This is a genomic window from Kribbella ginsengisoli (assembly GCF_039537185.1).
Lineage (GTDB): Bacteria > Actinomycetota > Actinomycetes > Propionibacteriales > Kribbellaceae > Kribbella > Kribbella koreensis.
Genome location: NZ_BAABAA010000003.1, coordinates 133,649 through 157,441, shown reverse-complemented (window position 1 = coordinate 157,441; position 23,793 = coordinate 133,649). Strand labels below are relative to the sequence as shown.

The following is a 23,793-nucleotide window of genomic DNA, read 5'->3' as shown; positions in this document are numbered from 1 at the left end:
CCGTGGCTGGACTCGTGAGGAGCCGCGGATGACTCGACGCGTTGGTGTCTGGCTGTTCGGAGCAAGAGGATCGGTCGCAACCACGACCATCGCCGGTGCGGCAGCACTCCACCACGGCATCCCACCCGCCGGCGTGGTCACCGAACTCCCGGCATTCGCCGGAACCGACCTGATCCCCCTCGACGCCCTCGTCTTCGGCGGCCACGACGTAGTAGAAACCCCACTGGCGAAGCAGGTAGAACGCCTGATCGCCGGCGGCGTCCTCCCACCCGGCCTGGACCGCCTGATCACCGCGGAATTGGCCGAGGCAGAACGCAACATCACGCTCCTACCCACTGCTGAGTGTGCTCCCGCCGCCCCCTCCCACCAGCGCGACCTGGCCGGAGGCCAGCTCGCGCTGGTTCATCGGATGGCGGAGGACATCCGGGCGTTCCGCCTGCGCAACGACCTGAGCCAGGTCGTTGCGATCAACGTCGCCTCGACTGAGTCGCCGTACGAGGTGCCCATGACTACTGCGGCTGAGTTGCGGGAGGCGCTGGCGTCTCCAGAGGTGTTGCCGGCGAGTTCGATCGGGGCGTTGGCGGCGTTTGAGGCGGGAGCCGCGTACGTCGACTTCACGCCGTCGACATCGATCCGGCCGGCCGCGGTGCGGGAGTGGGCGGTTGAGAAGGGGCTGCCGTACGGCGGGCAGGACGCCAAGACGGGGGAGACCCTGGTGAAGAGCGTGCTCGCGCCGATGTTCGCGGCTCGCGCCCTTCCCGTGCACGCCTGGTCCGGTACGAATCTGCTGGGCGGCGGCGACGGCGCGACCCTCGCTGACCCCAAGGCTGCTGAGTCCAAGAGCATCTCCAAGGAGCGTGGCCTGGCCGAGATGCTCGGCGACGTCGCCGGTGACGTACACATCGACTACGTCGACCCGATGGGCGACTGGAAGACCGCATGGGACCACGTGCTGTTCTCCGGCTTCCTCGGCGTACGGATGACGCTGCAGTTCACCTGGCAAGGCTGCGACTCCGCCTTGGCCGCTCCGCTCGTACTAGACCTGGCCCGCCTCTCAGCCCTCGCCCTCGACCGCGGCCACGTCGGCGCTATGCCCTTCCTCGGCTTCTACTTCAAAGACCCGATCGAGTCGACCGAGCACGCGCTCGCTCGCCAGTACGACGAACTGCTCCGCTGGACCCGCTCATGCTGAGGCGCACCACCAAGCGCTCCCGCTCCCGCCTCGCCGACCTGGCCGAGCTAGTCCGAGCCCCAGCCGCCCTGACCGTCCCCGGCGACGTCCTAGCTGGCGCAGTAGCCGCAGGCAACCTCCGCCCGACCCGCGTAGCCGGCCTCGCCGCCTCCTCCATAGCCATCTACTGGGCCGGTATGGCCCTCAACGACTGGTCCGACCGAGACCTGGACGCAGTAGAGCGCCCAGAACGCCCCATCCCCTCCGGCCGCGTAACTGCCGGTACTGCGCTCTCCCTAGCCTCATCCCTAACCGCAGCCGGCTTAGCCCTCTCAGCCTTCGCCGGTGACCGCCACACCTTCCGCACCTCAGCAGTCCTAGCCGCAACCGCCTGGACCTATGACCTCAAGGCCAAAAACACCTCACTAGGCCCAGCCGTCATGGCAGCAGCCCGTTCCCTGGACGTCCTGGTCGGCGCCGGCAACAACCGCCGAGCCGCCCTGCCCGCAGCCGCCGCCATCGGCACCCACATCCTCGCCACCACCTACATCTCGCAAGGCGAAGTCCACGGCAGCACCCCCACCTCCGCCCGAGCAGCCCTAGCAACCACCACAGCCATAACCGCCGCCACCGCCCGCCCCACCTCCGCCCGGCTCAGCGCCGGCTCCGCCTCCACCCGGCCCGGCTCCGGCTCCGGCTCCACCCGGTTGGGGGCTGGCCCCGCCTTGCGCAACGCTGAGCCGAGCACAGCCGGCGCGTTGCTTGCGGCGGTCTTCGCCGGGCTCTTCGCCCGCTCGGTTGGGTCGGCTCAGTTGGTCGCTGCAGGTGATCCCAGCGCGGCTAACCTCCGCAAAGCCGTCGGAGCCGGCATCCATGGGCTGGTGCCGTTGCAGGCTGCTTGGTGTGCTCGGGGAGGGAAGCCGTTGGTGGGGGCCGGGCTGATGGCCGCCCTTCCGTTGGCCAAAGCGCTGGCGAGGAAGGTGTCGCCGACATGAGGTTCGGTTACGGGACCAACGGGTTTGCCAATCATCGGTTGCCTGATGCGTTGAAGGTGATCGGGGAGCTTGGGTACGACGGGGTCGCGCTGACCATCGACCACAACCACCTCGACCCGTTCGGCCCGGACCTTCGTCAGCGCACCGCCGAGGTCGGCAAACTGCTTGCCGACAGCAACCTAGCCGTCGTGATCGAGACCGGCGGCCGCTACGTCCTCGACCCCTACCGCAAGCACGAGCCCACTCTCCTCCACACCAACGGCGCCGCGTGGCGCATCGCTCTCCTCGAACGCGCCATCGAGGTCGCCGCAGACCTCGGCGCCGAAGCGGTCTCCTTCTGGTCCGGCACCCTCCCGCCGGACGTATCACCCGAACTCGGCTGGCAACGCCTCATCGCCAGCTGCAACCAGTTGGTCGCCTACGCCTCCGACCGCGGCGTCCAACTCGGCCTCGAACCAGAACCAGGCATGCTCATCGACGACCTGGCCGGCTACCTCAAACTCCAGGCCGAGGTAGGCAGCGAGACCCTGGGCCTCACCCTCGACATCGGCCACCTGGTCTGCAACGAACCGCAGTCCCCACCCGCCTGCATCACCGCCGCGGCGCCCTACCTCGTCAACGTCCAGATAGACGACATGCGCCGAGGCGTCCACGAACACCTCGAGTTCGGCGCCGGCGAGGTCGACTTCCCACCCGTCCTCCAAGCCCTCAAAGATATCCAGTACGACGGGCTGGTCGCAGTAGAACTCCCACGCCACTCCCACGCCGCCCCCACCGTCGCCAGAGACTCGATCGCCTTCCTTCGGAAGGCCGAAAGATGACAGGCGAGGGCGTGCCGCCAGTGGGCGCTGCCGATGAGCAGTCGGGGCGGCCTGTCGTGGGTGTGCTGTCGGAGGCCGGGACGTCTGCGGTCGAGTTGGAGTTGTTGCTGCCTGCAACCGCTCGGGCGTGGTTGGCCGCCGCTCGGCAAGGGCCCTTGGCGACTGCCTTTCCCGCTGCCGCGCGGAAGGTTGGCCATGAGCGGTTGAGTGCGGCCTGGACTACTGATCAGGCAGTGCGCGCGCTGCTGCTGGTCGGCGCGCCCGCGGACGAAGTACTGGCTGTCTACCGCTACGGCGACACTGCCGAGAAGCTTGCCGTTCTTCATGCGCTGTCCGTCGTCGACATCGCGAACGGCCTCCAGGACCAAGCGGTGCCAGTCGTCGAGGACGCGCTCAGGACCAACGATCAGCGGCTGGTGGCCGCGGCGTTGGGGCCTTATGCGACCGAGCACCTTTCCCAGCACGCCTTCCGGCACGCGGTGCTGAAGTGTGTGTTCGCGAACATCCCGCTGGCCGTGGTCGACGGCCTGCCGAAGCGGGTGGATCCGGAGCTGATCCGGATGATGACCGATTTCGCCGCCGAACGGAGCGCAGCCGGCCGGGCCATCCCGGCCGACTTGGAGGCGTACCTCAACACCCCGCCCTAAGAGGTGTCTATGCGCATCTTCGATCCGCACATCCACATGACGTCGCGGACGACCGACGACTACGCCGCGATGGCGGCCCACGGAGTGCAGGCACTGGTGGAGCCTGCGTTCTGGCTGGGGCAGCCGCGGACCAGCGTCGGCTCGTTCGTCGACTACTTCGACGCGCTGATCGGCTGGGAGCCGTTCCGCGCTTCGCAGTACGGGATCAAGCATCACTGCACGATCGCGCTCAACCCCAAGGAGGCGAACGACCCGCGCTGTCGCGAAGTACTCGAAGTACTGCCCCGGTACCTGGCCAAGGACGGCGTCGTCGCCGTCGGCGAGGTCGGCTACGACTCGATGACGCCCGAAGAGGACGAGGTCTTCAGCCACCAGCTCCAACTGGCCGAACAGTTCGAGCTGCCGGTACTCGTCCACACCCCGCATCGCGACAAGGCAGCCGGTACGACGCGCACGCTCGACGTCGTCAAGGAGTCCGGCCTCGCCCCCGAGTGGGTCGTCGTCGACCACCTCAACGAGGTGACCGTCAAAGAGGTCGCCGACTCGGGCTGCTGGATGGGCTTCTCCATCTACCCCGACACCAAGATGGACCCCGATCGCATGGTCGCGATCCTGCAGCAGTTCGGCACCGAGCGCATCCTCGTCAACTCGGCCGCCGACTGGGGCAAGTCCGACCCGCTGCGCACCTACGCCACCGCCCAGGCGATGCTCGCGGCCGGCTTCACCGAGGACGACGTCGACCAGGTACTCTGGCGCAACCCGGTCGCCTTCTACGGCCAGTCCCAGCGGCTCGACCTGGGAGACGTACAGGCCGCGGACTCCTTCGAGGGCAACTCGATCCTGCGGGGAGCCAGGCCATGAGGTTCCGGCACCCCGACGGCTCGATCGTCCATCTCGCCTACTGCACGAACGTCCACCCCGCCGAGGACCTCGAAGGCGTCATCGCCCAGCTCGACGGCTGCTCCGCCCTGGTCCGCAAGGAGCTCGGCGTCCCCGTCCTCGGCGTCGGCCTCTGGCTCGCCAACACGCTCGCCGATCGCCTGGCCAATTCGTCGGTGGCGCTCAACCGCCTCCGTCGCGCACTCGACCGCAACAACCTCGAGGTCGTCACCCTCAACGGTTTCCCGTACGCCGGGTTCCACGACCGCGTCGTCGGCAAGAAGGTCTACTCGCCGGACTGGACCGAGCCCGCGCGACTCCGGTACACGCTCGACCTGGTCGAAGTACTCGCCGAGCTCCTGCCCGCCGACGCGTCGTACGGATCGATCTCGACCTTGCCCCTGGCCTGGCGTACGCCGTGGGACCGGACCCGCGACGCCGCCGCTCGCGACGCCTTCAACCGTCTGGAGCTCCGGCTGGCCAAGACGCATGAGACCACCGGCCGCCGCATCCGCGTCGCGATCGAACCCGAACCCGGCTGCATCCTCGAAATGATCCCGCAAGCTGCCGACTGGCTCACCCCGTACGCCGCTCAGTCGCTGGTCGGTCTCTGCCTCGACACCTGCCATCTCGCCGTGCAGTTCGAGCAACCCGCCGAGGCGTTCAGCACGCTGCAGCGGGCCGGCGTCGAAGTCGTCAAGAGCCAGGTCTCGGCCGCTCTGCACATCCCCGACCCGGAGGACCCGACGGCTCGCGAGCTGCTCAACGAGTTCGCCGAACCCAAGTTCCTGCATCAGACCCGTGAGTACGGCGGCCCCGGTATCGACGACCTCGACATGCTCGACCAGCTGTCCGGCCACGCGTCCTGGCGAGTGCACTTCCACGTACCGGTGCACGCCGCTCCGCGACCCCCGCTGACCAGCACGACGGACGTACTCGACGAGAGCCTCGAGCACCTCGTCGGTGGCGCGCATCCGCTGACCCACCACCTGGAGTCCGAGACCTACACCTGGTCCGTACTTCCGAACGCACCCCAAAACCAGCAGGAACTCGCCGAGGGCATCGCCGGAGAGCTCGCCTGGCTCCGCGACCGCCTGGTCGGCCTCGGCCTGGAGGAGATCAAGTGAGCAAGCAAGTCGTCGTCATCGATGTGGTCGGACTGACTCCGAGGCTGCTGCGCAGGATGCCCAGGCTGCGCCGGTTGCCGCTCAATCGCGAGCTGGGCACGGTGCTGCCCGCTGTCACCTGTTCGGCTCAAGCCACCTTCCTCACCGGCGAGCTGCCGACGGAACACGGGATCGTCGGCAACGGCTGGTACTTCCGTGAGCTCGGTGAGATCTTCCTCTGGCGGCAGCACAACCGGCTCGTCCAGGGGGAGAAGGTGTGGGACGTCGCCCGGCGCCAGAACCCGTCGTACAAGGTGGCCAATGTCTGTTGGTGGTACGCGATGGGGGCGGAGACCGATCTGCTCGTCACGCCGCGGCCGATCTACTACGCGGACGGGCGCAAGGCGCCGGACTGCTACACGCGGCCGGTCGAGTTGCATGATCGGCTGACCGGCAAGCTGGGGGCGTTTCCGCTCTTCCAGTATTGGGGGCCGACGGCATCGATCAAGTCGAGCAAGTGGATCGTCGCGGCGTCCCGGCAGATCCTTGCGGAGGACAATCCGGATCTGCTGCTCACGTACATTCCGCATCTCGACTACGACCTGCAGCGGTACGGCGCTTCGTCGGTGGAGGCGACTCGGGCGGCGATCGCGCTGGATGCTGTTCTTGCGCCGCTGCTCGACGATGCGGAGGCGAAGGGCGCGACGGTGATCGTACTGTCGGAGTACGGGATCACTGATGTCTCGCGGCCGGTCGACATCAACCGGTTGCTGCGGAGCGAGGGGCTGCTGGAGGTGTACACGCAGGATGGGATGGAGTATCTCGACCCGTGGGCCTCGCGGGCCTTCGCGGTCGCCGATCACCAACTGGCACACGTGTATGTGAAGGACCCGGCCGACATCGATGCCGTCGGCAAGTTGCTTCAAGGGTTGCCGGGCGTGGCGGAAGTACTGGATGCCGAGGGCAAGCGCGCGCAGGGTCTCGACCACGAGCGAGCCGGCGAACTCGTCGCGGTAGCCGAGCCGGACTCCTGGTTCACCTACTACTACTGGCTCGACGACGCCCGGGCCCCGGACTTCGCCAAGGGCGTCGAGATCCACCGCAAGCCCGGCTACGACCCCGCCGAGCTGTTCTTCGACCCGTCCGACCGATTCGTGAAGCCTCGCGCGGCGTCGTACTTGTTGCGCAAGAAGGTCGGCCTGCGCTACGCAATGCAGGTCGTCCCGCTGGATCCGTCGATCGTGAAGGGCTCCCACGGCCGCTTACCAGCCTCGCCGGAAGACGGCCCGGTCTTCCTCAGCACCGACCCGACGCTGGCGCCAGAGGGCAAAATTGAGGCAACCGCCGTCCGAGACCTGATCCTCAAGGCAAGCGCCCTCGCCTGACGTCGACCACCTGGCAGGGGACTGTGGATCGCGTCGCCGGGCGGCCGGTGATCGCTGTCGCCCGGTTCGGGGGGCTGTGGATCGCGGTGCCGGGCTGCTTGAGTGTGCTAGTCGTGGTGGTGGGTATCAAGGGCGCTTCGCGTCCCTTCGGGATCGAACAAGTTCGACCCTTGACACCCACCACCACGACCAGGGAAGGACGCAGCTGTCCCGGAGCCGCTCGGAAGTACGGCAACGATGGACAGGGTCACCACCAACGCCCGGCGCCCCCGTATTGCGGCCGAGGACGAGCGCGGCCGGAGACGAGCGCGGCCGGGAACGAGCACAACCGGGAACGAGTACGGCCGGGAACGAGCGCGGCCGGTCCCGTTGCGTGGCTCGACAGACCCGTTTCGCGGCTCAACCCCGGCGCCGTTACGCGGCTCGACCACGGTCCCGTTGCGCGGCTCGACCACGGTCGCGTTGCATGGCTCGACCCCGGCCCCGTTGCGTGGCTTGACACCGGCCCGCCCTCCGCTGTCCTGAAACCACCGTGCTGAACCGGTTTGGGGAGGATTCTCTGCGGGGGTGGGGAGGAAAGTCGGCCGGTTTGGGGGTAAGAACCGCCCCAACCCCGGTTGGCCACCCTCGCCATGACCACCGACAGCACCGGCCCCAGCGCCGGCCCGACCAGGACCGGCCTCACTGGGACCGGCCCCACCAGCGCCGGCCCACTGGGGCCGGCCCCACCAGCGCCGGCCCCACCGGGACCGGCCCCACCAGCGCCGGCCCACCAGGACCGTCCTCACCGGGACCGTCCTCACCGGGACCGTCCTCACCGGGACCGTCCTCACCGGGACCGTCCTCACCGGGACCGTCCTCACCGGGACCGTCCTCACCGGGACCGGCCTCACCGGGACCGGCCTCACCGGGACCGGCCTCACCGGGACCGGCCTCACCGGGACCGGCCTCACCGGGACCGGCCCCACCAGCGCCGGCCTCGCCAGGAGCGGCCTTAGCAGGGTGCTGTGGTTGCGACGGATGGGGGAGTGGACCGCCAGGCGCGCACAAACTCGGCGCGCTGGTTCGACGCGCCGGGGTGAGCGGTTGTCGCGGCGGGTTGGGTATGCGTGGGGAGGCGGCTCTTGCCTTTGGCAACTGCTTGGAGGCGGCCGGATCTGGGGGGATGGGCGGGTGGTGGGTGAGGGGTCAGGCTGATTCGCGGATGACGAGTTCGGTGGGGAGGATGACTGAGTCGGCGGAGCCGTTGGCCAGGAGGTTGAGCAGTAGGCGGACTGTGCTTGCTGCTTGTTCGCCCATGGGGCTGCGGACTGTGGTGAGTGGGGGAGCGGTGTAGAGGGCGGCTTCGATGTCGTCGAAGCCGACTACTGCTACGTCGTCGGGGACTCGGCGGCCGGACTCGCGGAGGGTGCGGAGGGCGCCGATCGCCATCAGGTCGTTGGCGGCGAAGACCGCGTCCAGGTGCGGATCGTCTTGCAGGAGTTGGCGCATCGCGTCCGCGCCGGAGATACGGGTGAAGTCGCCCAGGGCGACGATCGAGCGGCGGTCGGTGTCTTGCAGGGCTTGGCGATACGCGTTCAGACGCTCTTGCGCGGCTTGCATGTCGAGGGGGCCGGAGATGGTGGCGATCCGTTGGCGGCCCTGGTCGAGGAGGTGCTGGACGGCTCTGGTCGCACCACCGACGTTGTCGTTGTCGACGTACGGCATCAAACCCGGTGTGGCGAGGCGGCCGTGCGAGACGACCGGCAGGCCAGTGCGAGCCAGTACTGCGGGCAGCGGGTCCGAACCGTCCATCGACACCAGCATCGCGCCGTCCACATGACCCGCTGCCAGGTACTGCTCGACTCGCAACCGGCTCTCGGCCGACCCGGCCAGGACGAGCGACACCTGCTTGCCCGCCGCCTCCAGCGCACGCGACGCCGCCCGGACGACCATCGCGAACATCGGGTCGTCCGACACCAGCCCGGCCGGCGGATCGGAGACGATGATCGCGATCGTGTTGGTCTTCTGGGTGACCAGATTGCGCGCCGCCCCGTTCGGAACGTAGCCGAGCTCGGTCACCGCGGCCATCACGATCTGCCGGATCTCCGGCGCGACCGTCGGCTCGCCGTTGATCACCCGGGAGACGCTGGACTTCGACACCCCGGCCCGGGCCGCCACGGCATGCAGGGTCGGTCGTCGCACGCAGTACCCCCTCAGGTCTGGGGGAGCGCTCCCCACGACTGAGCATCCCGGCGGTTCCGGAACCTTGTCAAGGCGTACCTCCGTGTTACGCCAAGGTTGCTTCCAGGTGACCGCGAAGTCTTGACACCGTTCCCTCAGCACGGTTTTCTCAGACTCAGGGAACGTTCCCTCGCCCCGAAGCTTCGAGGAACCACAGTTCGACTGCGCAGTTCATCGTCCCGCCCCAGGAGATGCCCATGCCGTCCCTTTCCCCGCCCCTGCCCAGAAGCCGAGCGCCCAGAAGCAAAGCGCGCCTCAAGATCGCAGCCCTGCTGGCGATCGCGACCAGCTTCGTCGTCGCGCTGATCGTCAGCCCACCCGCCGGCGCCGCCGACACCTTGCTGTCCCAAGGCAAGACCGCCACCGCGTCCTCGACAGAGAACGCCGTCTTCCCAGCGTCGTCAGCCGTAGACGGTGACCAAGGCACCCGCTGGTCGAGCGCCCACGGCGTCGACCCGCAGTGGATCCAGATCGACCTCGGCCAGACCGCCACCGTCAACCAGGTCGTCCTCAACTGGGAGACCGCAGCCGCGAAGGCCTTCCAGCTCCAGGTCTCCGCCGACGGCTCTAACTGGAGCAACATCTACACGACCACCACGAGCACCGGCGGCAACCAGACCCTGACGGTCTCCGGCTCCGGCCGGTACGTCCGGATGCTCGGCACCCAGCGCACCACCCAGTGGGGCTACTCGCTGTGGGAGTTCAAGGTCTTCGGTACCACCTCAGGCACCGGCCCGGGCAGCAAGCTGCTCTCGTACGGCAAGACCGGCGCCGCCTCGTCGCAGCAGAACGACGGCAACTGCTGGGAGTGCACCCCGGCTCGCGCGTTCGACCTCGACCCGGCCAGCCGGTGGGCGACCACGACCGACAGCGGCTGGGTCGACCCGGGCTGGATCTCCGTCGACCTCGGAGCGACCGCCCAGATCGACAAGGTGATCCTGCAATGGGATCCGGCCTCGGCGAAGTCGTACCAGATCCAGGTCTCCAACGACAACGTCAACTGGAACCCGATCTACACCACCACGAACGGCCCCGGCTTCAAGGAGACGCTCAACATCACCGGCACCGGCCGGTACGTCCGGATGTACGGCACACAACGAAACACGCCGTACGGGTACTCGCTGTGGGAGTTCCAGGTCTACGGCACCGGTGGTGCACCCACCACGCCGCCGACCCCGCCGGCCGACCCGGCGAACCCGCCGCAGCTGATCTGGTCCGACGAGTTCAACGGCGCCTCCGGTACGAAGCCTGACATCAACAAATGGCGCGCTGATCCGGGCAACGGCCAGAACGGCGAGCTGCAGGTCTACACCAACCACAACAACACGCAGATGGACGGCGCCGGCCACCTGGTGCTGGAGGCTCGTCGCGAGGTCACGCCGGGTTCGGCCTGCCCGATCGACCCGGTCACCGGCAGCGGCACCTGCCAGTACACGTCCGCCCGGATGAACACCGGCACCAAGTTCGACACGACGTACGGCAAGATCGAGGCGCGGATCCAGGTGCCGAAGGGCAACGGGCTGTGGCCCGCGTTCTGGATGATGGGCTCGGACTTCCTGACCGGCCGGCCGTGGCCCTACAACGGCGAGATCGACATCATGGAGATCCTCGGCCGCGAGACCACCAAGGCGTACTCGACGCTGCACGCTCCGGCGTACAACGGCGCCGGTGGGTACGGCGGGTCGTACGGGCTGCCGGGTGGGGCCGACTTCTCGGCCGGCTTCCACACCTGGACGATGCTCTGGAACAGCACGAGCATCACCTACCAGGTCGACGGCACCACGGTGTTCGTCGTCGACAAGGCCCAGCTCGAGGCGACCCGGGGGCCGTGGATCTACGACCACCCGTTCTACCTGATCCTCAACCTGGCCGTCGGCGGCGACTTCCCCGGCCCGCCCAACGCCGCCACGCCGTTCCCGGCTCGCATGCTCGTCGACTACGTACGGGTGTACCGATGAGGCGCGCGCGGTTGGGCACGCTGTTCGTAGGGCTGCTCGCATTGTTCGGCGCCTATCTGGTGACGACCGGACAGCCCGCACAGGCAGCCGAAACGCTCTTGTCCCAAGGGCGTCCGACGCTGGCTTCTTCGGTGGAGAGCGCAGCCTTTCCAGCCGCGGCAGCTGTCGATGGTGACAACGGCACGCGGTGGGCCAGCAGCTTCGCCGACAACCAGTGGCTTCAGGTCGACCTGGGGTCGTCCCAGGCCGTCAATCGGGTCCTGTTGCGCTGGGAAGCGGCGTACGCGAAGGGCTTCCAGCTCCAGACCTCCGACAACGGCACCAGCTGGACCACGATCCAGACCACCACGAACGGCACCGGCGGCGAGCAGAATCTCGTTGTCAACGGCAACGGACGGTACGTGCGGATCCTGGTCACCCAGCGCGCGACCCAGTGGGGTGCCTCGCTGTTCGAGTTCCAGGTGTACGGCGGTACGCCGGGTGGCGGCCCGATCGTCCGGGTCGCCGAGTTCCTGGCCGACTGCGCGTACACGCACCGGCTGCCGGACGACCCGATCGTGTTCCCGAACATGCCGGGCGCCTCGCACATGCACAGCTTCTTCGGTGCGACCGTGACGAACGCCAACACGACGGTCAACGACCTGGTCAACTCGCCGACCACCTGCAACCCGGCCGAGGACAAGTCGTCGTACTGGGTGCCCACCCTGTACGTGAACAACCAGCCGGTCGAGCCGACCGGGACGACGTTCTACTACCTCGGCGAAGGCGTCCGGGACGACGTGATCGCGACGACCCAGCCGCTGCCATTCGGGCTGCGGATCGTGGCCGGCAACGCGAAGGCGACCGGGCCGAACGACAACACCATCTCCCGCTGGTCCTGCCTGCACGCCGGTGACGCCGGTTCGGGGCACGACTTCATCAACTGTCCGGCCGGCACGATGCTCGAGTCCTACCTGGACTTCCCGCAGTGCTGGAACGGGCGCGACCTCGACTCGCCGGACCACAAGAGCCACATGGCCTACCCGGTCAACGGCGAATGCCCGGCCAGCCATCCGGTGCCGGTACCGAAGCTACGCCAGGTACTCCGGTACCCGGTGAACGGCCCGACGGCCGGCTTCCGGCTCGCTTCGGGTGGCGGCTTCACCATGCACGGTGACTTCTTCAACGCTTGGCCGCCGGCCGAGATGGAGCGCCGCGTCAACGACTGCATCCGTCCGATCATCAAGTGCGGGGCCAACGGGCACCCGTAACAATCCCTCGACTGCCGGGCGGGTCCCCCGTCCCAGGACCCGCCCGGCCGCTGTTCGTAGTACCCGGATCTCTGCTTTGCTGGTGGGGAGCTCTCCACCGCCCCCGTTTGTACGAGGAGTTCACCTCATGAAGGCTCTCGCCTGTGCTGTCTTACTCGTGGCCCTGACCGGCTGTGGCTCCTCAGCTGCCAGTACGCCGCCCGCGGCCGCGCCGCCGCCGACCGTCAGCAAGTTCGCGGTCAACCCGTCGTTCAACGCGACCGACCTGGCCTGGATCGAGCTGATGATCCCGATGGACGACCAGCTCATCCGCGTCCTCGGAATGGCGCAGAAGCAGGCCGCCGACCCCGCGGTACGGACGTTCGCGACCCAGGTGAGCAGCGGCCACAAGACCGAGGTCGCCCAGTTCGTTGCCCTGCGCACCCGCGCCAACTGGCCGGCGAAGAACCCGCACGAGGGCCATGACATGCCGGGCATGATGACCGAACCCGAGATCGTCACCCTGGGCAAGACCAAGGGTGCCGCCTTCGACCAGCTCTTCGAGAAGAACCTCAAGGAGCATCTCGACCAGTCGATCGTGCTGGCCCGCAGCATCACCACCGACGGCAAGGACGCCGAGACGAAGAAGCTGGCCGCCTCGATCATGACGAGCCGGGCCGCCCAGCTGAAGCAGCTCGCCGCGCTCTGACTAAAGTACTGAGGTGAAGATCGTCGACGCCTCAGTCATCGTCACCAGCCCCGGCCGCAACTTCGTCACGTTGCGGATCACCACCGACGACGGCGTGACCGGGCTGGGGGATGCCACCCTCAACGGCCGCGAGCTCGCGGTGGTGGGCTACCTGCGCGACCATGTCGCGCCGCTGCTCATCGGGCTCGATCCGCACAAGATCGAGGACACCTGGCAGTCGCTCTACCGCGGTGCGTACTGGCGGCGCGGGCCGGTCACGATGGCGGCGATCGCTGCGGTCGACGTGGCGTTGTGGGACATCAAGGCCAAGGTCGCGAACCTGCCGCTGTACCAGCTGCTCGGTGGGGCGAGTCGCGATCGCGTACGGACGTACGGGCATGCCAGCGGGCGCGACGTACCGGAGCTGTTCGACTCGGTGCGGGCGCGGCTCGAGCAAGGCTACAAGTCGATCCGGATCCAGACCGGAATCCCTGGCCTGCAACGGGTCTACGGTGTCGGCGGTTCGCCGGACGTCGCTCCGGACGGGCGGGTGCGGCCGCTCGTCGAGGACTGGGACACAGCTGCCTATCTGCGGCACATGCCGACGGTCTTCGAGGCGGTTCGCAACGAATTCGGTCCCGAGTTGCCACTGCTGCACGATGCTCATCACCGGCTCACGCCGCAGCAGGCCGCTCGATTCGGCAAGGACCTGGAGCAATACGACCTGTTCTGGCTCGAGGACTGCACGCCCGCCGAGAACCAGGAGGGGCTGCGACTGGTCCGCAGCCACACCACGACGCCGCTGGCGATCGGCGAGGTCTTCAACACCGTCTTCGACTTCCGGACGCTGGTGAACGAGCAACTCATCGACTACGTCCGCGCCGCGGTCACCCACTTCGGCGGCGTCTCGCCGATCAAGAAGCTCTTCGACTTCGCCGCCCAGCAGCAGATCAAGAGCGCCATCCACGGGCCGGAGGACATCTCCCCGGTCGGGATGGCCGCCGCGATCCACCTCGATCTGGCGATCCACAACTTCGGCATCCAGGAGTACGCCGGTTACACCGCCGCGACCGAGGAGGTGTTCCGTCACGCCTACACGTTCACGGACGGCCATCTCCACCCCGGCGAGGCTCCGGGCCTGGGCGTAGAACTCGACGATGAGCTGGCCGCCGCTCATCCCTACGCCCCGGCGTACCTCCCCGTGAACCGCCTGGCCGACGGCACGGTCCACGACTGGTGATCAGGCCCTGACGAGATCGGCATAGTCCGGGAGCTGGAGCGATCCGAGCGCCTTGCCGATGCCGTTCTGGGCCCAGATCAGGCGTTGCAAACCGGTCGGCAGATGGGGGAGTACCGCGAACGCCAGCGGTACCGCCCGCATCGCCAGTGGGCCGCCCGGGATGAGTGTCTTCATCACCTTCGGCGCGAGCGCTCGGCTCGCGTCGACGGACTGCCGCATCATGCGCTCGTAGTTGCGCAAGCCCGACGGCAGGTCGCTGCGAGCTGCCGCCAGCTCGCCCGCGAGCACGTACGCCGCGATGACGGCGAGGCTGGTACCACCGCCGACCGCCGGTCCTGGGCAGTAGCCCGCGTCGCCGACCAGCCCGATCCGGCCCTTCTGCCAGGTGTCGAGAGTGATCTGAGCGATCGAGTCGAAGTAGAAATCGCCGGCCGCGTCGAGGTGCTTCAGCAGCCGCGGTACTTCCCAGCCGTACTCACGGAACTCGTCGGCGAGCAGTTGCTTCTGCTGGTCCTTGTCGCGGTAGTCATACCGCAGCTCCGACGCGCTGTGGAACATGAACGCGGCCCGGGCCTGGCCGGTCTGGTGCACTCCGTAGAGGCCGACGAGCCGGCCGATCTTCATGTGGGTGAGCATCCGGTTGCCCAGCTGGAGCTCGTCGGGCATGGAGTAGACGGCGAGGTAGCCGCCGAGCGGACGCTGCATCGACTCCTCGGGCCCGAATGCGAGCCGGCGGACGGTGGAGTGCATCCCGTCCGCGCCGATGACGAGGTCGAACCGACGGGGTTTCCCGTGCTCGAAGGTGACGTCGACGCCGGTGCCGTCGTCGGCCAGGGTGGCGATCGAGTCGCCGAAGAGGTATTCCACTCGGTCGCGCGTGGCGTCGTACAGGAGTCTGGTGAGTTCGCCGCGGAGGATCTCGACATGCCGGTCGGAGATGCCCGCGTTGAGCCGGTCCAGATCGACGTCGATCGGGCGCTTGCCGTCGCGGCAGAGGGTCAGTTGCTGGATCCGGGTGCGGGCCTCCCGGACGGCGTCGCCGAGGCCCATCCGCTCGGCGACCTCGACGGCGTTGCTGAACAGGTCGACGGCATGACCGCCGAGCCCGTGCCGCAGTTCCGGTGTCCGCTCGACCACTGTCGGCTCGAAGCCGTACCGCTCCAGCCAGTAGGCGAGGACCGGGCCCGCCACACTTGCCCCTGAGATCAGTACCTTCATCTCGACCGCCTCCTGCCCGAAAGTTTGTTTACTTAACGGAAGGTAAGCTAACGTCATGCCAAGAGCAAGGAGTGGCGACACCAAAGCCCGGATCCAGGCCGCGGCGCTGGAGCTGTTTGCCGAGAAGGGCACGCAGCAGACCAGCCTGCGCGACATCGCGGACCGGCTCGGCGTCACCAAGCCGGCGCTCTACTACCACTTCGCCTCGCGCGACGAGCTGGTCCGCAGCCTGGTCCAGCCGATGAAAGAGGCCTTCGACAAGTACGTCGACGCACAGGAGGCGGCCGCGCCGGTCGAGGCGCGGGAGCTGTTGTCGTCGTACTTCGATCTGGCGTACGAGCACCGGGGGCTGATCCAGCTCGCGATCAACGACCTCACCGTGCTGCAGGAGACGGGTCTCGCGCAGCGGTTCGTGGACTGGCGGACCCGGCTGATCGCGCTGATCATCGGGGACGACCCGCCGCTGAGCGAGCAGGTCCGGGGGATGGTCGCGTTCGGCGGGCTGTCCGACTGCGCGGTGATGTTCGACCACGTCGACCGTTCGGAGCTCAAGCAGGCGTCGGTCGACGCGGCCTACGACACGTTGCGTCCTTAGCTGTTGGCGATGCGGGAGACCGCGAAGAGCAGGATGACCAGGACCGAGAAGATCCGCATGCCGCGGGCGCCGGTGCTGACCACCGGCCAGGAGAGGAAGCCGAGCCAGGCGAGCAGCAGGGCCAGCAGGATCAGGGCGGGGATGCCGACGCTGACCGGGGCGAAGACACCGATCAGGGCGAGGACCAGGGTGATGCCCGGCAGGGTCAGCTTCGGCATGGCGTGCAGCCGGGCCACGATCGGGTAGCTGGCCTTGGTGATCCGTGCCCGGAGCGGGCTGACCGGCTGACTGCTGGGTGTGCTGCTCATTCGGCCATTGTTCCAGGTCAGCAGAGCAGGGCCGTTCGAGTAGGGCCAGCGGACGGTGACCCGGCGTGACGCCGTACGCTGTCGCGGGTGTTCGTGGTGATCAGGTTCCGGGTCGAACAGACCGCGCAACCGGAGTTCATTGGCCGGCTGGAGACCGCTGTCGAGGTGCTGTCGCGGCAGAAGGGCTTCGTGGCGGCCAGGACCGGGCGGAACGCCGACGATCCCGAGCTGCTCGCGCTGAGTATGGAGTGGGTGAACATCGGCAGCTACCGCCGCGCGCTCTCGCCGTACGAGGTGAAGCTGGCGGCCGTACCGCTGCTGTCGCAGGCAATCGACGAGCCCTCCGCCTATGACGATCTCGGGGAATTCGCACCGCACCGCTGACCCGATAGCCTTGACCTTTGCCGTACCACCAATCTGGAGTCGAAAAGTGCCCGTGGATACCGTCGATGCCGTCGTCAGCCTCAGTAAGCGGAGAGGCTTCGTGTACCCGTGCGGCGAGATCTACGGCGGTACCAAGTCGGCGTGGGACTACGGCCCGCTCGGCGTCGAGCTGAAGAACAACGTCCGGACCCAGTGGTGGCGCTCGATGGTGACGAGCCGCGACGACATCGTCGGGCTGGACTCCTCGGTGATCCTGCCGACCCGGGTCTGGGAGGCGTCCGGCCACCTGCAGGAGTTCGTCGACCCGCTGACCGAGTGCCAGTCGTGCCACAAGCGGTTCCGCGACGACCACCTGCGCGAGGACTTCGCCCGGCGCAAGAACAAGGACGCCGACGACGTCAAGCTCGACGAGATCTCCTGCCCGAACTGCGGCAACAAGGGCACCTTCACCGAGCCGCGGATGTTCAACGGCCTGCTGAAGACGTACCTCGGCCCGGTCGAGTCCGAGGAAGGCCTGCACTACCTGCGGCCGGAGACGGCGCAGGGCATCTTCATCAACTTCGCCAACGTGATGGGCACGGCGCGGAAGAAGCCGCCGTTCGGCATCGCCCAGGTCGGCAAGAGCTTCCGCAACGAGATCACCCCGGGCAACTTCATCTTCCGGACCCGCGAGTTCGAGCAGATGGAGATGGAGTTCTTCGTCGCGCCCGGCTCGGACGAGGAGTGGCACGAGTACTGGCTGAAGGCGCGCTGGGACTGGTACACCGGCCTCGGGCTGAACCCGGACAACATGCGGCTGTACGAGCACCCGAAGGAGAAGCTGAGCCACTACTCGAAGCGCACCGTCGACATCGAGTACAAGTTCCACTTCGGCGGCAAGGAGTTCGACGAGCTCGAGGGGATCGCGAACCGGACCGACTTCGACCTGTCCACGCACTCCAAGCACTCCGGCGTCGACCTGTCCTACTTCGACCAGGAGAAGGGCGAGCGCTGGACGCCGTACGTGATCGAGCCGGCCGCCGGGCTGACCCGCAACGTGCTGGCCTTCCTGCTCGACGCCTACACCGAGGACGAGGCGCCGAACGCCAAGGGCGGCGTGGACAAGCGGACGGTACTGCGCTTCGACCCGCGGCTCGCTCCGGTGAAGGCGGCCGTGCTGCCGCTGTCCCGCAACGCCGACCTGTCCCCGAAGGCGAAGGACCTGGCCGGCGAGCTGCGGAAGAACTGGAACGTCGACTTCGACGACGCCGGCGCGATCGGCCGTCGCTACCGCCGCCAGGACGAGATCGGTACGCCGTACTGCATCACCGTCGACTTCGACACCCTCGAGGACCAGGCGGTGACGATCCGCGAGCGCGACTCGATGAAGCAGGAGCGGGTCGCCCTGACCGAGGTGACCGGCTACCTGGCGCAGCGTCTGGTGGGCTGCTGACGATGCCTGCTCTGTCGCTGCGGGGGATCATGACGCCCAGCCGGACCAAGTTCGGCGTGGCCGTCTTCGGGCTGAGCGCGTTGCTGGTCTTCCTGGTGGCAGGCTGCTCGGACAGCGCGCCGGATGCTGGTAGCACCCCTTCGGCGACTGGCTCTTCGGGGCCTTCCTCTGCTGCGCCGATCCCGACCGCGTCGAAGCCGACGCTGACTCCGCTGCCGGTGCCGTCGAAGCCCTGGCCGACGCCGTCGGTGAAGGGTGAGCCGGCTTCGGACGCACCGCTGGCCCAGCGGATCCGGTTCGCGATTTCGAAGCAGGCGCAGATCACGGCCGGTCGCGCCGCGACGACGACGGTGAACTGCCCGGGGATCGACAAGGCCGAGACGGCCGGCAAGCACACGCTGACCTGCACGGTGACGTACGCGGGCAAGTCGTACACGGGTCAGCTGACGGTCGACGCGAAGCAGTACTCGGCCTCGTACAAGTTCACCTCCGACTCGGTCGCGATCGTTCGGGCGAAGGTCGTCGACGCTGTGCTGCGGACGGTGCCGGGTGCCGCGAAGGTGACTTGCACGATGGACGACGTCGCGGTCGTGAAGCACACGGCCGATGGCATCGCCTGTGACGTGACGACGACGGCGAACGCAGTACAGCCCTACAAGGCGCAGATCTCCGGCAACGGCCAGGTGCTGGTGGCGAAGGCCTGATGCTGAAGCTCGGTGACCTGACGATCGACACGCCTGTGGTGCTCGCGCCGATGGCGGGCATCACCAACGCGGCGTACCGGCGGTTGTGTGCCGAGCAGGGCGCCGGGCTGTACGTGTGCGAGATGATCACGTCGCGCGGGATCGTCGAGGGCGACCAGAAGAGTCTGGACATGCTCACCTTCGACGAGCGCGAGACGGTGCGGTCGGTGCAGTTGTACGGCGTCGATCCGGTGTACGTCGGGCGCGCGGTGGAGCTGTTGTGCTCGGAGTACGGGGTGGCGCATGTGGACCTCAACTTCGGCTGCCCGGTGCCGAAGGTGACGCGCAAGGGTGGTGGCGGAGCCCTTCCCTGGAAGCGGAATCTGCTCGGCGCGATCCTGCGGGCAGCGGTGAAGGCGGCTGAGCCGTACGGGATCCCGGTCACGATGAAGACGCGGATCGGGATCGACTCCGCGCACCAGACGTATCTCGACGCGGGCAAGATCGCCGAGGAGTCGGGCGCGGCCGCGATCGGGCTGCACGGCCGTACCGTGGCGCAGGCGTACTCCGGCCAGGCCGACTGGACCAAGATCGCCGAACTCGTCGAGCACGTGAACATCCCGGTCCTCGGCAACGGCGACATCTGGGAGGCGTCCGACGCGCTCCGGATGGTCGCCGAAACAGGCTGCGCCGGCGTCATAGTCGGCCGCGGCTGTCTCGGCCGCCCCTGGCTGTTCCGCGACCTGGCCGTTGCCTTCGCCGGCGGCGAAGCCCTGAACCTGCCGACCCTCGGCGAGGTCGCCACCGTCATGCGCCGCCACGGCGAACTCCTGGCCGGCCTGATGGGCGAGGCCCGCGGCCTCCGCGACTTCCGCAAGCACGTCCCCTGGTACCTGAAGGGCTTCCCCGCCGGCGGCGAACTCCGAGCCGCCCTAGGCATGGTCGACTCCCTGACCCACCTGGACGAACTCCTCTCTCAGTTGGACCCCACCGCCCCCTTCCCAGTCCAAGAGCTGGGCTCCCCCCGAGGCCGCCAAGGCTCCCCCCGAGACCACGTAGTCCTCCCACACGGCTGGCTGGACGACACCGACGGCCTCAACACCGACCTGGCCGACGCCGAAATCGGAGTCTCCGGCGGCTGACCTCGGCCGGGTGTCTAGACCCCACCCGAACCATCTGCGGGGTGGCGCGGGTTGTCAGTCGAGTAGGGGGCCGGCCCAGCGCCAGTCGTGTTGGGGGCCTGGGTCTTGGTATTCGACTCGTTGGATGTCTTCGTCGTGGTCGTCGGCTCTTGCCCAGGCCAGGGCTGTGGCGTGGTCGGCGAAGTCGGCCTCTTCGACGACGGTGCCCATGGCGTCCAGGAAGCGGTAGGAGGTCATCTTCGGGATTGTCCTCCGCCCGCGTGGAGGGTCAAGACGATCGGGTGGCAGGTCGCCGCGGGATCGGTAGGAGTGATGGTTGCGGTGTGTGTGGGGTTGGTTACCGTGGGGCGAAGCGCTTGAGGGGCAAGGGTTCTCATGCTCGCGTGGGCGGCGTACGAGGTGGTAAGACGGCGGGATGCAATTGCCTTCAGCACCCTTTCTTTCGGCTTTCGCGGAGCCGCTTTATCGGGCGGCGGTTGTGGGTGGGCGGATGAGCCTGGACACCCTGGCTGAGCGGGCTGGTGTCGAGCGGGGCGTCGCTGCGGACGAGGTGAAGGCGCTGGCCGCGATTGGGCTGCTCGAGGTGAGTGACGAGGGGATCGAGGCGGTTGCGCCGCGGATTCCGTTGGAGCAGGTGGCGGCTGAGCACGCGCGGGCTGCTGATGCCACTCGGCAGATCGCCTCGGTGTTCGCCGGGATCTGGAGTGAGGCGGGCGACCGGTCGAGCTTCGTCGAGGTGATCGCGGACGAGGCGCGGTGCACGGTGGTCGAGACCAAGCTGATGGATGACACCGCCTCGACCGTCGACGGGTTGTGCATCGGGCCGGTTTCGCCGCGGCGGGTGCAGAGCGGGATGCGGATTCCGCGACCCGGTATCGCGGTCGGATTCCTGGCCGCGATGGAGCGTGGGGTGCGGGCGCGCGGGCTGTACGGCGTATCGGTGCTCGAGGACATCGAAGGACTCACCGCGGTTCAGCAGTGCATCGCGGTCGGCGAACAGGCGCGGGTCTTCGCCCAGGTACCGCTCAACCTGATGCTGTACGACGGCAAGCGCGCGATGTTGTCGGTGCCGGGCCAGAAAGGGGCGCGGCGGTCGCTCATCGTCGTCCACGAGTCCGGCCTGCTCGACTCCTTGATCAGCCTCTTCGAAGTCTTCTGGCAGATGGGAGTGCCGCTGTCGGCGGAGTCCCAGGTGGTCGACGCGCTGGATGGTCCGGGTTCGGACGAGCAGCAGTTGCTGTCCTACCTGGCGGCCGGTCTCACCGATGAGGCGATCGCCCGTGATCTGGGCGTGAGTGCTCGCACGGTCGGCCGGCGGATCGCCCGCCTCGAAGAGGTACTCGGCGCCCACAGCCGGTTCCAGCTGGCCACGCAGGCGAGCCGCCGGGGCTGGATCTGAGCTGACACGGCAGCACCTCTCCGAGGCCGAAGCGCTCGAAGAGGTGCCACCGGCGAATCAGGTCAAGGTCACTCGGACACGGTGGCCGTGAAGGCGCCCGATCCGGAGTCGGACTTCACCACGAGCCGGTAGTTGCCGGCCGTGTTGTTGTAGGTGAACGACTCGTCCGGGTTCGGGGTGATGCCCTGGGCAACCGTCACCCAGGAGAATCCGGACTGCTTCTGCAGGTAGACGTCGAAGTCGCTACCGGTCGGCCCGTCGAGGCAGACCTTGAGCTGGCCGGCGTCGCTGTCGCTGAAGGCAGCGAACGTCTTGCTGCCGCCTGAGGTGAGGCTGCCGTTGTACGTGAGTGCGCCGGTGCAGGTCCCGCCACCGCCGCCGGAGACGACCCACGAGAACGACACGGTGCCCGTCTTGCCCGCGGCGTCAGTGACCTTCGCCGTCACCGTCGAGGTGGCGGCAGCGGTCGGCGTACCGGAGATGAGACCGGTTGAGGCGTTGACCGTGAGGCCCGCGGGGAGACCAGTCGCCGACCACGAGTACGGCGTGGTGCCGCCCGTCGCTGCGAGCTGCAGCGAGTCAGCGGTACCTGCCGTGCTCGTCTGCGCGCCGGGGTTGGTGACCGTCGGGGAGCCGGGGTCCGGGGTGCCCGTGCCACACGTCTCGGCCGTCGCCGCGACGGCGATGGCCGTGAACGCCTTCTCGACCGCTTGGCACTCGGCCGAGCCCTGGCCGTAGAGGTCCTTGGCGGACTTGATCGCGCCGGTCCGGGCGTCGGAGTACTTGCTCGAAGACGTCAGGTAGGTCGCCAGCGTGCGGTACCAGATCTTCTCGGCCTTCAGGTGACTGATGCCGGTCACGGCCGCGGCGCCGCCACACGTGGGCGAGTTGTAGCTGACCCCGTTGACCGTCTTCGCGCCCGAGCCCTCGGACAGTAGGTAGTACCAGTGGTTGAGCGGGCCCGAGGAGTAGTGCGGGTTGAGGCTTCCGAGCGTCGAGGACCAGCAGTCCTTCGACAGCCCGTCCTTGCTCGGCTTGTCCATGTAGCGCAGCGGCGAGCCGTTGCCGTTGATGTCGATCTCTTCACCGATGAAGTAGTCCGGTATGTCGTTCGGGTTGTTCACGTAGAACTCGACCGCGGTACCGAAGATGTCGGAGTTCGCCTCGTTGAGTCCGCCGGCCTCGCCGCTGTAGACGAGTCCCGCGGTGTTCTCGGTGACGCCATGGCTCATCTCGTGCGCGGCGACGTCGATCTCGGTGAGCGGGGCAGCGTTTCCGGCGCCGTCGCCGTACGACATCTGGGTGCCGTCCCAGAACGCGTTGACCATCGCGTTGGCGAAGTGGACGCGCGAGCGGGCGCCGCGGCCGTCGTTCCAGATGCCGTTCCGGCCGAGCTGGGTCTTGTAGTACTCGAAGGTCTTCTGCGCGCCGTAGAGAGCGTCGACAGCGGCGGACGCGCGGTCAGAGTTCGACCCGGTGCCCCACTTGTCGTCGGCGTCGGTGAAGATGTCGCCGTCGGGGCCCTCACCGGTGTTGGGATCGCCCTGGTTGTGGACGTCGGTGGCGGTGTTGCCGGTCGCGTCCCGCATCTCGAAACCGCCGCCCGACTTCGCGGTGGTCTCGATGCTGACGTTGCCGGTGAAGATGCCGGTGCCGGTGCCGGTCTTGATCTCATCGTCGGTCAGCAGCACGGCGCCGGTGGCGGCGTCGACGTAGGTGTGCAGCCGGGTCGGGACCTGGTTGGCGCGAAGGCCGGTAGTCAGTACGTCGTACGCCAGCTTGGGGCCCTGGTCGGTCACCAGAACGACCAGTTCGTTGCCGACGGTCTTCTCGTCCTTGGTGGCCTGCGCCGTGGCGAGCCCCTTGGCCTGCGCGGCCGCCTTGGAGATCTTGGGGGTCCGCGAAGCGGGCGTGACGCTCTTGCGGCCGAGGTTGTACGTGACGTCGTCGACGACGCCCTTCGCGTCCTGGTGGGTGACCAGGTCACCACCGATGACGCGCAGCCCGTCGAGCGTGCGCTGGTACCGCACGTGCTTGGCGCCGTCCGCGTCCTCGATGACCGCTTTGACGGTCAGCTTCTCGCCCGATGTCAGACCCAGCGCGGAGGCACTCGCGGGGGCATGTGCCTGCGCGTCGGCAGCCAAGGAGCCTGGCTCGTGGGCGACGGCGCCCGGAGTGGTCTGGTCGGCGTGCGCCGCGAAGAAAGGCGTCATCACCAGCCCAGCGGCGAGGAGGCCGCTGACGGCGGCCACCCTGGTCTTGGTTCGATTCACAACTGCTCCTTGGGGCG

The 23,793-nt window shown here is 68.0% G+C and carries 23 protein-coding genes; 18 read left to right on the top strand and 5 right to left on the bottom strand.

The features are described 5' to 3' along the window. Positions 1-28 precede the first annotated feature (28 nt). From ABD768_RS14395 to ABD768_RS43110, 8 genes are all read left to right on the top strand, one after another. Complete coding sequence (locus tag ABD768_RS14395) at positions 29-1,192, top strand: inositol-3-phosphate synthase (RefSeq protein WP_344840925.1); 1,164 nt, start codon at positions 29-31, stop codon at positions 1,190-1,192. Then, positions 1,186-2,166, top strand: coding sequence for an SCO3242 family prenyltransferase (locus ABD768_RS14390; RefSeq protein WP_344840923.1), 981 nt, complete (start codon positions 1,186-1,188; stop codon positions 2,164-2,166). Before ABD768_RS14395 ends, ABD768_RS14390 begins: the two co-directional genes overlap by 7 nt. Continuing rightward, a complete protein-coding gene (locus tag ABD768_RS14385) occupies positions 2,163-2,987 on the top strand; it encodes a sugar phosphate isomerase/epimerase family protein (RefSeq protein WP_344840921.1) in 825 nt (274 codons plus the stop codon). Before ABD768_RS14390 ends, ABD768_RS14385 begins: the two co-directional genes overlap by 4 nt. 233 nt (positions 2,988-3,220) lie before the next feature. Further along, the gene (locus tag ABD768_RS14380) at positions 3,221-3,634 is read left to right on the top strand and encodes an EboA domain-containing protein (RefSeq protein ID WP_344840920.1); all 414 of its coding nucleotides are present in this window, start codon (positions 3,221-3,223) and stop codon (positions 3,632-3,634) included. Between the two features lie 9 nt (positions 3,635-3,643). After that, positions 3,644-4,495, top strand: a complete 852-nt coding sequence (locus tag ABD768_RS14375) for a TatD family hydrolase (RefSeq protein ID WP_343976958.1) — start codon at positions 3,644-3,646, stop codon at positions 4,493-4,495. Continuing rightward, positions 4,492-5,640: a metabolite traffic protein EboE gene (gene eboE, locus ABD768_RS14370; RefSeq protein WP_344840918.1), complete on the top strand. Its 1,149-nt coding sequence runs from the start codon at positions 4,492-4,494 to the stop codon at positions 5,638-5,640. The genes ABD768_RS14375 and eboE overlap by 4 nt, the downstream gene beginning before the upstream one ends. Then, on the top strand, positions 5,637-7,004 hold the full coding sequence (locus ABD768_RS14365) for an alkaline phosphatase family protein (protein ID WP_344840916.1): 1,368 nt from the start codon (positions 5,637-5,639) through the stop codon (positions 7,002-7,004). Before eboE ends, ABD768_RS14365 begins: the two co-directional genes overlap by 4 nt. A 684-nt stretch (positions 7,005-7,688) precedes the next feature. Beyond that, entirely contained in the window at positions 7,689-8,201 is a 513-nt protein-coding gene (locus ABD768_RS43110) for a pentapeptide repeat-containing protein (protein ID WP_425558428.1), read from the top strand. On the opposite strand, the gene ABD768_RS14360 is transcribed toward ABD768_RS43110, so the two are convergent. Further along, entirely contained in the window at positions 8,193-9,188 is a 996-nt protein-coding gene (locus ABD768_RS14360) for a LacI family DNA-binding transcriptional regulator (protein WP_344840914.1), read from the bottom strand. The genes ABD768_RS43110 and ABD768_RS14360 overlap by 9 nt on opposite strands. 236 nt (positions 9,189-9,424) lie before the next feature. On the opposite strand from ABD768_RS14360, the gene ABD768_RS14355 reads away from it, so the two are divergent. The 4 genes from ABD768_RS14355 to manD all read left to right on the top strand — a co-directional run bounded on the left by ABD768_RS14355 (position 9,425) and on the right by manD (position 14,342). Beyond that, positions 9,425-11,185, top strand: a complete 1,761-nt coding sequence (locus ABD768_RS14355) for a discoidin domain-containing protein (RefSeq protein ID WP_344840912.1) — start codon at positions 9,425-9,427, stop codon at positions 11,183-11,185. Beyond that, positions 11,182-12,435 carry a DUF1996 domain-containing protein gene (locus ABD768_RS14350; protein WP_344840910.1) on the top strand — a complete coding sequence of 418 codons (1,254 nt, stop codon included), beginning with the start codon at positions 11,182-11,184 and terminating at the stop codon, positions 12,433-12,435. The genes ABD768_RS14355 and ABD768_RS14350 overlap by 4 nt, the downstream gene beginning before the upstream one ends. Before the next feature lie 127 nt (positions 12,436-12,562). Continuing rightward, positions 12,563-13,123 (top strand): DUF305 domain-containing protein, encoded by a 561-nt coding sequence (locus ABD768_RS14345; RefSeq protein WP_344840908.1) that lies wholly within the window; start codon positions 12,563-12,565, stop codon positions 13,121-13,123. Between the two features lie 13 nt (positions 13,124-13,136). Continuing rightward, positions 13,137-14,342, top strand: coding sequence for a D-mannonate dehydratase ManD (manD, locus tag ABD768_RS14340; RefSeq protein ID WP_344840907.1), 1,206 nt, complete (start codon positions 13,137-13,139; stop codon positions 14,340-14,342). Here manD and ABD768_RS14335 read toward each other — a convergent pair whose 3' ends face one another. Beyond that, positions 14,343-15,560, bottom strand: a complete 1,218-nt coding sequence (locus tag ABD768_RS14335; protein ID WP_344840905.1) for an FAD-dependent monooxygenase — start codon at positions 15,558-15,560, stop codon at positions 14,343-14,345. Between the two features lie 55 nt (positions 15,561-15,615). Between ABD768_RS14335 and ABD768_RS14330 the strand changes: the two genes are divergently transcribed. Beyond that, the gene (locus tag ABD768_RS14330) at positions 15,616-16,155 is read left to right on the top strand and encodes a TetR/AcrR family transcriptional regulator (protein WP_344840903.1); all 540 of its coding nucleotides are present in this window, start codon (positions 15,616-15,618) and stop codon (positions 16,153-16,155) included. Here the strand turns inward: ABD768_RS14330 and ABD768_RS14325 are convergent. Then, a complete protein-coding gene (locus ABD768_RS14325; RefSeq protein ID WP_343976987.1) occupies positions 16,152-16,463 on the bottom strand; it encodes a DUF6703 family protein in 312 nt (103 codons plus the stop codon). The two genes, ABD768_RS14330 and ABD768_RS14325, sit on opposite strands and share 4 nt — an antisense overlap. A gap of 87 nt (positions 16,464-16,550) precedes the next feature. On the opposite strand from ABD768_RS14325, the gene ABD768_RS14320 reads away from it, so the two are divergent. Genes ABD768_RS14320 through dusB form a run of 4 tightly spaced genes read left to right on the top strand, consistent with a single transcriptional unit; the run spans position 16,551 to position 20,104 of the window. Continuing rightward, complete coding sequence (locus ABD768_RS14320) at positions 16,551-16,847, top strand: antibiotic biosynthesis monooxygenase family protein (protein ID WP_343976990.1); 297 nt, start codon at positions 16,551-16,553, stop codon at positions 16,845-16,847. 46 nt (positions 16,848-16,893) lie between these two features. After that, a complete protein-coding gene (locus tag ABD768_RS14315) occupies positions 16,894-18,279 on the top strand; it encodes a glycine--tRNA ligase (RefSeq protein ID WP_343976993.1) in 1,386 nt (461 codons plus the stop codon). A 2-nt stretch (positions 18,280-18,281) separates the two neighbouring features. Next, positions 18,282-18,983, top strand: a complete 702-nt coding sequence (locus ABD768_RS14310; RefSeq protein ID WP_343976996.1) for a hypothetical protein — start codon at positions 18,282-18,284, stop codon at positions 18,981-18,983. Beyond that, positions 18,983-20,104, top strand: a complete 1,122-nt coding sequence (gene dusB / locus ABD768_RS14305) for a tRNA dihydrouridine synthase DusB (RefSeq protein WP_344840901.1) — start codon at positions 18,983-18,985, stop codon at positions 20,102-20,104. The genes ABD768_RS14310 and dusB overlap by 1 nt, the downstream gene beginning before the upstream one ends. 54 nt (positions 20,105-20,158) lie before the next feature. On the opposite strand, the gene ABD768_RS14300 is transcribed toward dusB, so the two are convergent. Further along, positions 20,159-20,341 (bottom strand): hypothetical protein, encoded by a 183-nt coding sequence (locus ABD768_RS14300; protein WP_344840899.1) that lies wholly within the window; start codon positions 20,339-20,341, stop codon positions 20,159-20,161. A gap of 253 nt (positions 20,342-20,594) precedes the next feature. Here ABD768_RS14300 and ABD768_RS14295 point away from each other — a divergent pair, with 253 nt between their 5' ends. Further along, entirely contained in the window at positions 20,595-21,503 is a 909-nt protein-coding gene (locus ABD768_RS14295) for a helix-turn-helix transcriptional regulator (RefSeq protein WP_344840897.1), read from the top strand. A 68-nt stretch (positions 21,504-21,571) separates the two neighbouring features. On the opposite strand, the gene ABD768_RS14290 is transcribed toward ABD768_RS14295, so the two are convergent. Next, the gene (locus tag ABD768_RS14290; protein ID WP_344840895.1) at positions 21,572-23,776 is read right to left on the bottom strand and encodes a M4 family metallopeptidase; all 2,205 of its coding nucleotides are present in this window, start codon (positions 23,774-23,776) and stop codon (positions 21,572-21,574) included. Between the last annotated feature and the right edge of the window lie 17 nt (positions 23,777-23,793).